The sequence below is a fragment of the Armatimonas sp. genome, from assembly GCF_043760365.1.
Lineage (GTDB): Bacteria > Armatimonadota > Armatimonadia > Armatimonadales > Armatimonadaceae > Armatimonas.
Genome location: NZ_JAYUPA010000981.1, coordinates 1 through 7,749 on the forward strand (window position 1 = coordinate 1; position 7,749 = coordinate 7,749).

General features: G+C 60.3%; 10 protein-coding genes. 7 read left to right on the forward strand and 3 right to left on the reverse strand.

Annotated features, from left to right (window positions below; translation table 11 throughout):
• From ACH2EH_RS24785 to ACH2EH_RS24800, 4 genes are all read left to right on the forward strand, one after another.
• Positions 1–286 (forward strand): hypothetical protein (locus tag ACH2EH_RS24785; RefSeq protein ID WP_395146032.1); only part of this gene is annotated, 286 nt, incomplete at its 5' end.
• 216 nt (positions 287–502) lie between these two features.
• On the forward strand, positions 503–2,089 hold the full coding sequence (gene trpE / locus ACH2EH_RS24790) for an anthranilate synthase component I (RefSeq protein ID WP_395146034.1): 1,587 nt from the start codon (positions 503–505) through the stop codon (positions 2,087–2,089).
• A gap of 4 nt (positions 2,090–2,093) precedes the next feature.
• Positions 2,094–2,402 carry an antibiotic biosynthesis monooxygenase family protein gene (locus ACH2EH_RS24795; RefSeq protein WP_395146035.1) on the forward strand — a complete coding sequence of 103 codons (309 nt, stop codon included), beginning with the start codon at positions 2,094–2,096 and terminating at the stop codon, positions 2,400–2,402.
• A 2-nt stretch (positions 2,403–2,404) separates the two neighbouring features.
• Entirely contained in the window at positions 2,405–2,971 is a 567-nt protein-coding gene (locus tag ACH2EH_RS24800) for an anthranilate synthase component II (RefSeq protein ID WP_395146037.1), read from the forward strand.
• Here the strand turns inward: ACH2EH_RS24800 and ACH2EH_RS24805 are convergent.
• On the reverse strand, positions 2,962–3,357 hold the full coding sequence (locus ACH2EH_RS24805; protein WP_395146039.1) for a hypothetical protein: 396 nt from the start codon (positions 3,355–3,357) through the stop codon (positions 2,962–2,964). The genes ACH2EH_RS24800 and ACH2EH_RS24805 overlap by 10 nt on opposite strands.
• Before the next feature lie 22 nt (positions 3,358–3,379).
• On the opposite strand from ACH2EH_RS24805, the gene ACH2EH_RS24810 reads away from it, so the two are divergent.
• The 3 genes from ACH2EH_RS24810 to ACH2EH_RS24820 are packed head-to-tail and all read left to right on the forward strand — an operon-like array spanning position 3,380 to position 5,237.
• Positions 3,380–3,646, forward strand: a complete 267-nt coding sequence (locus ACH2EH_RS24810) for an NIL domain-containing protein (RefSeq protein ID WP_395089502.1) — start codon at positions 3,380–3,382, stop codon at positions 3,644–3,646.
• On the forward strand, positions 3,643–4,806 hold the full coding sequence (locus ACH2EH_RS24815) for a homoserine O-acetyltransferase (protein ID WP_395146041.1): 1,164 nt from the start codon (positions 3,643–3,645) through the stop codon (positions 4,804–4,806). The genes ACH2EH_RS24810 and ACH2EH_RS24815 overlap by 4 nt, the downstream gene beginning before the upstream one ends.
• A complete protein-coding gene (locus ACH2EH_RS24820; protein ID WP_395146043.1) occupies positions 4,803–5,237 on the forward strand; it encodes a hypothetical protein in 435 nt (144 codons plus the stop codon). Before ACH2EH_RS24815 ends, ACH2EH_RS24820 begins: the two co-directional genes overlap by 4 nt.
• A 103-nt stretch (positions 5,238–5,340) precedes the next feature.
• Here the strand turns inward: ACH2EH_RS24820 and ACH2EH_RS24825 are convergent, their stop codons facing one another.
• Both ACH2EH_RS24825 and ACH2EH_RS24830 read right to left on the reverse strand, forming a co-directional pair.
• Positions 5,341–6,351 (reverse strand): FHA domain-containing protein, encoded by a 1,011-nt coding sequence (locus ACH2EH_RS24825; protein ID WP_395146045.1) that lies wholly within the window; start codon positions 6,349–6,351, stop codon positions 5,341–5,343.
• A 6-nt stretch (positions 6,352–6,357) separates the two neighbouring features.
• Positions 6,358–7,722 (reverse strand): VWA domain-containing protein, encoded by a 1,365-nt coding sequence (locus ACH2EH_RS24830; protein ID WP_395146046.1) that lies wholly within the window; start codon positions 7,720–7,722, stop codon positions 6,358–6,360.
• Positions 7,723–7,749: the final 27 nt, after the last annotated feature.

Genomic DNA, 7,749 nt, shown 5'->3' on the forward strand with positions numbered 1-7,749 from the left:
CTTCTCCGAGCTCGCCCGCCGCACAGGCCGGAGTGATCTTGCCAAAGGCTATCTCCTCACACAAAGCCCAGAGTTCCGCGCCAACTTCCACGCCTGGCAACAAAACAAGCTCCCCCTCACCGACGCCATCGCCCCGTGGAACGCCGCCGGGCTCGCCGACAAGAGCAAAAACAACCTCTACGGCGTGGATCTGGAAGATGTCGCCAAGAGCGCCGCCAAGCTCGAAAAAACTGAAGCCGAGATGCGCAAGATTATCGCCACCGCAGACTGGGCAAAATGCGAGTAACCTCGTCTTCGTTGGGTTGCCTCGTTTTCAAAGCCGTGGTATCGTAGCCGCAATGCAGACGCGAGAGCAAATCAATCAGTGGTGGTGGCGCACGGGGGCTTGCCCGGTGCGCGTTGTCCGCTAAACACGCCGACGCTGCACACGAAAGAGAAGGCAGGCTCCCGAGTTACGATAACCCGGGAGCCTGTTTTTTTGTGTCTGGAATAAGAACAACCTATGTTTCCTACCACACCTGATCGAGCGACCTTTAAGGCACTGGCAACCCAGGGCAATGTGATTCCTGTCTGCCGGGAGATTCTGGCCGACATGGAGACGCCTGTCTCCGCGTTCAAGCGCCTGGCACACCGGCCCAATGCGTTTTTACTGGAGTCCGTCGAGGGCGGCGAGCGCATGGCCCGCTACTCGTTTCTCGGCTCCGACCCACGCGTGGTCTTGCGTAGCCGAGGCACGAGTGTGACGCTGACCGAGCGCGGAAAGACAAGGCTGATTCCGCTGGCCAAGGGCGAGGATCCGCTACACGTCCTGGAGGCCGAGCTCGCCAAAGTGAAGTTTGTCGAGACACCGAACCTGCCACGCTTTGTGGGGGGCGCGGTGGGCTACATCGGCTACGACTGGGTACGCTTTTTAGAGCCCATTGGCCAGAAGACCCACGATGATCTTGATTTAGATGATGTGTACTTGATGCTCACCGACACGCTCTGCATTTTTGATCATGTGAAGCATCGGATCGTGGTGCTAGCGAATGCGCATGTAGAACCTGGCGATGACTTAGACGCGGCCTACGACACGGCCTGCGAAAAAGTCGAGGACATGATCGGGGCGCTCCGGGCTCCGATTCCTGATCTGATGGGGATGCCGAGCAAGCGCAACAGTGTCCCGCCGCCGTGGGAGTCGAATCTTACCCGCGCCCACTACGAGGAGATGCTGACCACGGCCAAGGAGTATATTTCGGGCGGCGATATTATCCAGGCCGTGCTCTCACAGCGCTTCTCGCGGCCCTACGAAGGTGATGCCTTTGATGTCTATCGCGCCCTGCGCTCGCTGAACCCCTCGCCCTACATGTTCTTTCTGAAGTTCGACGACGGCCCGATCTTAGTGGGCGCGTCGCCGGAGATTCTTTGCACGGTCGAGGAGCGCACCGTGCGCGTTCGGCCCATCGCCGGAACCCGTAAGCGTGGCGAGACACCCGAGGAAGACGCCGCACTGGAGGCAGAGCTCCTCGCCGATGCCAAAGAGCGCGCCGAGCATATTATGTTGGTTGATCTGGGCCGCAACGATATCGGGCGTGTCTGTGAGTACGGATCGGTTAAAGTGACGGATTTAATGGTTATTGAGAAATACTCTCATGTGATGCATATTGTGAGCAATGTCTGTGGCAAGCTGAGAAGCGAAGTCACACCCATGGATGTCCTCCGCGCGACGTTCCCGGCAGGAACACTCTCTGGGGCTCCCAAAGTGCGGGCGATGCAGATTATCGAGCAGCTAGAGCCGACCCGGCGCGGCGTTTATGGCGGCGCGATTGGCTATTTTTCCTACAATGGGAACCTCGATGCCTCGATTACGATTCGCACTGCCGTGATTCACAACGGTAAAGTGCATGTACAAGCAGGCGGCGGCATCGTCGCGGACTCACAGTACGCCGCCGAGTTTGAGGAAACCGTCAACAAGTCCGCCGCCGCCCGCCGCGCTGTCGAGTTCGCCGAGGCCGGGCTTGATACCGTCCCCGTGCTCGCCGAAGTGGTCGAGGGGCGCTTCAGCCGCCTCGAAATCATTGAACCACAGCAACAAACACTGACGAGGTAACCCCATGATTGTCACCGTTTTTCGCAACCGTCTCCGCCCCGATGCCACTGAAGCCTACGCTGAGCTCGCTCCTAAGATGGTGGAGCTGGCAAAGCAGCAGCCGGGTTTTATTTCCCTGAAGGCCTTTACGGCTACTGATGGCGAGCGCGTCACTATCGCCGAGTTCGAGAGCGATGAGGCCGTGCTTGCCTGGCGCAACAACGCCATCCACCAGAATGCCCAGGAGCGTGGACGCACCGACTTCTACGCCGAGTACATCTCCCAGACCTGCGAGGTCATCCGAGAATCCCGGTTTCCACGGGATGATTGCTAGATATGATATTAGTCATTGATAACTACGACTCGTTCACCTATAATCTCGTTCAGTATCTCGGGGAGCTGGGCCAGGAAATCGTGGTGTACCGCAACGATGCCATCACGCTCGACGAGATTGCGGCGCTGAAGCCCGATCACCTGCTGATCTCGCCTGGCCCGTGCTCACCTGCCGAAGCGGGGGTCTCGGTGGCGGTGATCCAGCGCTTTGCCGGGCAGATTCCCATTCTGGGTGTTTGTTTGGGGCACCAGAGCATCGGGCACGCGTTTGGGGGCAAGATCATCCAGGCGCAGCGGCTGATGCATGGTAAGACGAGCACGATTCACCACGAGGGCATCGGGGTCTTTGAGAATCTGCCACAGGACTTCCCCGCGATTCGCTACCACTCCCTGGTGATCGAGCGAGAGAGCCTCCCCGAGTGCCTCGAAGTCACGGCAACCAGCGAGGACGGTGAGATCATGGGGGTGCGCCACAAGACGCTCCCTATTGAAGGTGTCCAGTTTCATCCGGAGTCCGTCCTCACCGAGCACGGTCACGCGCTACTTCGGAATTTTCTCGATCAGAATTGAACGCCGTAGGTGAAGGCCGGTTCGGTGGAGCCGCCGCGTTTGAGGCGGGTGTAGGAGAGTTCGAAGGTCTGGTGCGGGCCGGTGGGCCACCCGATAAAGAGCCGCGTGCCGGTGCCGCGCCAGCCGTAGCTGCCGATCCCCGCACCCAGATAGCCTGCCAGCGTCTCGAGCTGCGCGGAGATCCCTGTACCACTGAAGCCCTGGCGGCGGCGGCGGAGCGCTACGGCTAGGAAAAGCCCTAGACGGTAAACCTCTGGGCTATGGGGCCTTCGGCCGCCTCCTCGTGCCTCGTCGGTACCAGCTTGTTCCGAGCGAAGCAAGGCGGCGGAACGCCCTATAGCCCGACGATCTCCGTCTGGGCAATTTCCATCCAAAAGCATTTTCATGGAGACATTGTACAATAGGCACGTGAATACCGAGACGATCCGCGTACAGCTTAATTTTCCTCTTGCCGAGGCAACCAAACCCATTATCTGGCACTTCGCTCACGACTGGAGCCTGAAGTTCTCGATCCGTAAGGCCAACATAGACTCCAAGATCGGGGGCTACACCGTGCTTGATCTGACTGGAACACGCGAAAACATAGACGGTGCCCTGGAGTGGGCCGCCGCTGAGGGCATCGAGGTGCAAGTGGGTGGTGCGACAGGCGAAGACGAGTGGGTGATCGGCAGATGAGTCTTACACACCCAGACGAGCAGGAGTGCAGTGTCGGGCTGGTGACCAAAGAGAGCATCACACTAGGCGAGTTTGTTTGTGAGAACCGGCAGACCCTGTCCGAGGTGACGGTCGCCTACGAGAAATACGGCGCGCTGAATGCGGCCCGCGACAATGTAATTCTGGTGCTTCATGGCATCACGGGCTCGTCGCACGCCGCCGGAAAATACGCCTGGGAGAATCGCTCACTGGGCTACTGGGACGGTTTCATTGGCCCTGGAAAAGTCTTCGACACCGAGAAATACTGCGTGATCGCGCCCAATGTGCTGGGAGGCTGCCGAGGCACCACCGGGCCGTCGTCGGTGAACCCGCTCACGGGCAGGCCGTACGCTATGACCTTTCCCATCATCACCGTGCGCGACATGGTGCGGCTCCAGGCGCGGTGCCTTCAGGAGCACTTCGGTGTCACTGACTTGGCGGTCGTGACGGGCGGCTCGATGGGCGGGATGCAGGCGCTAGAGTGGGCCGTGACCTACCCCGATCGTGTCCGCAACTGCATCCCTATCGCCACGAGTGCGCGTGTGGGGGCGCGGAGCATCGCCTTCAATGAGTGCGCCCGCCGCGCCATTCTCCTCGACCCCAAGTGGCAGCGTGGCAGCTACTACGAAAGCCCCGACGGCGGCCCGGACTCCGGTCTGGCACTGGCCCGTATGATCGCCACCATCACGTTTTTAACCGACGCCACGATGCAGGACTTATTTGGCCGCACCCGCACCACGCAAGAGGAAGAATCCGCCTTCCGCCATGACCTACACGCCCGCTTCGATATCGAGCGCTACCTGCACGACGAGGGCGAGAAGCTCGTCAAGCGCTTCGATGCCAATAGCTATCTGTATCTCTCCCGCGCAATAGATCTGCACGATGTCTCGCGCGGCTACCCGTCGCTCACCGATGCCCTGGCGCGCATCAAAGCCAAGTGCCTCGTGATCGGCATCTCCTCGGACGACCTCTTTCCCGTCCGCGAGACCCACGAGATGATCGAGCGCATGCAGCAGCGCGGCGTGGACGCCACCAGCTTCATCGTCGAGTCCTCCTACGGTCACGATGCGTTTCTGGTCGAGTACCGCAAGATGCTCCCCCCGCTACGTGAATTTGTGGACGGGATTGCGCCGGGCGTATGAAAACCGTTACCACCAGATTTGCTCGAATAAAAAATGGACTTCCGTACGCCGCAGTGGTTTCGCTGACTCTTATGCCCAATGCTACTGAGCAGCGCATAGAAATTTCCTGCGACGGCGATCCCAGGGCGGGGCTATCCCAAGGCAATATTGAGGAAGCCACGAAGATCGGTTACGAAGACTGGAAAAGTGGTGCGCAAGCGGGTGTTGTCTTTGCCTTGAAAGTCGCAGATCAAACAATGTGCCATGTTCAGATTATGAGAATCCGAGGAATGCTCACAGACACCAATCCCACAATTGTCGGTGCTGCTGCGGCGCTGGCGACCTGGGAAGCTCTGGAATTTGAGCCGCCACAAGAAGTCATCACAAGACTCGAAGAGCAAGTATTTTCAAGCTGGAGTCTTGCCTGGGACGCGATACCACAATTCTCTTGACTAAGAAATATGGTTTCCGCACCCGGAGGGTGCCCGGCGAAGCCCTCAGCGAGAGGGACTTGTCCCCTCGAAACGCGAAACCCGCCGAGCGCCCCCGGCACCATCAGACCTTAAACGTAAACCCGGTCTGGCCGAACTGGATCATGTCGCCGCTGGCGAGCGTTTCAGGGACGTTGGCCGTGAGTTTTTTGCCGTTGAGCCGTGTCCCGTTGGTGCTGCCGGTGTCCACCACTTTGTAGCCCCCGCCCTCGAAGAGGAGCTGAGCGTGGCTACCAGAGACGAACGAGTCGCCGGAGATAACGAGATCATTGCCCGCTTTTCGGCCCACCGTGGTGACGGCAGCTTTGAGCGTGTGTGTCCCACTTGCACCTTCGAGACGTGCGCCGCTGACGGTTCCGCCGAGCGCAGCAATCGGGGCGCGGCCGGGGTCTTTTGCTCCTAAAACACGCCGCTCGGGCTGGGGGACGTTGGGAATCTGAAGGGTAAGTTTTACAGAGCCAAACTGCACCGCCTGGCCATTGGTGAGTGCTTTCTGGCTGCCCGATGGGAGAGGCTGGCCCGCGACTTTTGTGCCGTTGGTGCTTCCCAAGTCCTCCAGCGTGACATAGTTGCTGCCGGAGACGATAAAGCGAGCGTGGCGACGGGAGATAGTGGGGTGCGGCAGGGCGACATCGGCACCCTCACGGCCCACGATGCTCTCGCCCACACGCAGCATCAGCTCACGCCCGCTCTCTTCCACTAATTTCGGCAAGGGCGATGCCTGCGGCGTAGCCCCGACCGTCCCGGCGAGCGTCAAGCCGCACTCGGAGCAGAAGCCCTCGTCGGCGGGTGCCATCGTGTTGCAAATAGGGCACGCCCCCGCGACGACCAGCGCAGAACCCATCCCCTGAACCCATCCCCCCAGCCCCCTTCCCTGTTCCAAGGAAGGGGGAGTATTTCTTTGTGCGTCGTACTCGGCGCGTTTTTGCGGGTCCTTGAGCGTCTCGAAGGCATCCATCAGCAGCGCGAACTGATCGGGGTCCTGCTGGGCGGCGGGGGTTTTCTCGCGCATGGCGGTGCGAATCTCGCTCTCCGTCGCGCTCTGTGAAACTCCAAGAATGGCGTAGTAGTCCATGGCGTTTTAGCTCCTCTTCCCTAAGTCGAGGCTGTAGATGGTGCCGATCAGCGTCTTTTCCGCGCCGCCCGTGTCGCCGCGCTGGGCGGCTTGTGTGGCCATCTGGACCGTTTTTGCGGCCTCGGTGTTACCTTGCTGGGTGAACATCTGCTGTGTTTTGTTCAGGGCCGCTGTCAGATCCGCCAGGTTGAGCTGCTGGGTGCGCATCCCCATCATCGTCTTCTCCAAGTCGCGGGCAGCCTGCATCGAGCTGAGTTCTTGGGCTACTAAGGGATCAGCTCCCGACGGCACCCGGGCGGCGTCTGCGGTGAACTCGACCACGGCGTTGGCGGTGAGCGTCTCCCGCTGGCCGGTCGCGCCATCATCCCAGGAGAGAATGATTTTTGCGGTGCGAAAGCTTGCCACAGCGTGCGGGTCGTAGTCCACCTCCCAGAGCTTGGTGACGGTTGCGCCGCGCTCGATATCGGGGAGGGTAATCGCCGCGTGGCGTGCACCTAGCTCAGGCGGGGAGCCGTAGCACTGGCGGACGGTGACACCGCGCGGGAGCGTGAAGGTCAGGCGGATATTTTTTGCCGTCACCCCAAGAATCGTCAGCATCTCTTTTTGGAAGACCTCGGGGATCTGCTCGGGGCGCTCGATGTAGTAGTAGTTCCCCCCCGAGCGGCGGGCGATCCCGGCCATCAGCTCCTCGTTGTACTCCGGCCCAAAGCCCAGTGCCGTCACCGTGATGCCACGCGCTTTCAGATCCGCGACTTGCTGAACAATGCTCCCAAAGTCTTTTAGCCCCGCGGTTGGCTCGCCATCGGTGAGCAATAAAACGCGGGTGACGTAGCCCGCCATCGGCACGGAGGCAACTTGTGCGCCGCCCGCGTAGAGCCCGTCAAAGAGGTTGGTCGTCGTCCCGGCCACAATGCGCTGGATGTGCTGCTTGATCAGATTCGTGTCGGTGACACGCCGCGCGGGCATGAGCACCTCGACGGACTCCTCAAAAGTGACGATGGAGAGCACGTCATCGGGGGTGAGTAAGTCCACCACGTGCTCGCAGGCTTTTTTGACATACTGAATCGGCGAGCCATCCATTGAGCCCGAGCGGTCAATCACCAGGCAGACATTCACCGGCAGGCGCTTGCCTCCTGGCACAAAGCCCCCCGCGCCGCCCGCCGAGATTTGTGTCAGCACATGCGCCCGTGTTCGGTCTCCCGCAAAGGCGTAGCGATTACTCACCCGCACATTGAGCGCCAGCGACGGGCCGCCCCCCCCGCCCCCAAGATTGGGGGAGCCAGGGTAACCCATCACCGTCGGCTGCGCCATCTGGGTGCGATTCGGATCGCCCCCCATCACTGTCGGATTCACGCGAATTGTCTGATCCATCTATTGGCTCCAATCTTCTATTTGCAA

Excerpts from the sequence above, each read along its gene's own strand:
- ACH2EH_RS24795 (WP_395146035.1), top strand. The coding sequence starts at position 2,094 with ATGATTGTCACCGTTTTTCGCAACCGTCTCCGCCCCGATGCCACTGAA.
- trpE (WP_395146034.1), top strand. The coding sequence starts at position 503 with ATGTTTCCTACCACACCTGATCGAGCGACCTTTAAGGCACTGGCAACC.
- ACH2EH_RS24815 (WP_395146041.1), top strand. The coding sequence starts at position 3,643 with ATGAGTCTTACACACCCAGACGAGCAGGAGTGCAGTGTCGGGCTGGTG.
- ACH2EH_RS24825 (WP_395146045.1), bottom strand. The coding sequence starts at position 6,351 with ATGGACTACTACGCCATTCTTGGAGTTTCACAGAGCGCGACGGAGAGC.
- ACH2EH_RS24800 (WP_395146037.1), top strand. The coding sequence starts at position 2,405 with ATGATATTAGTCATTGATAACTACGACTCGTTCACCTATAATCTCGTT.
- ACH2EH_RS24830 (WP_395146046.1), bottom strand. The coding sequence starts at position 7,722 with ATGGATCAGACAATTCGCGTGAATCCGACAGTGATGGGGGGCGATCCG.
- ACH2EH_RS24820 (WP_395146043.1), top strand. The coding sequence starts at position 4,803 with ATGAAAACCGTTACCACCAGATTTGCTCGAATAAAAAATGGACTTCCG.
- ACH2EH_RS24805 (WP_395146039.1), bottom strand. The coding sequence starts at position 3,357 with ATGAAAATGCTTTTGGATGGAAATTGCCCAGACGGAGATCGTCGGGCT.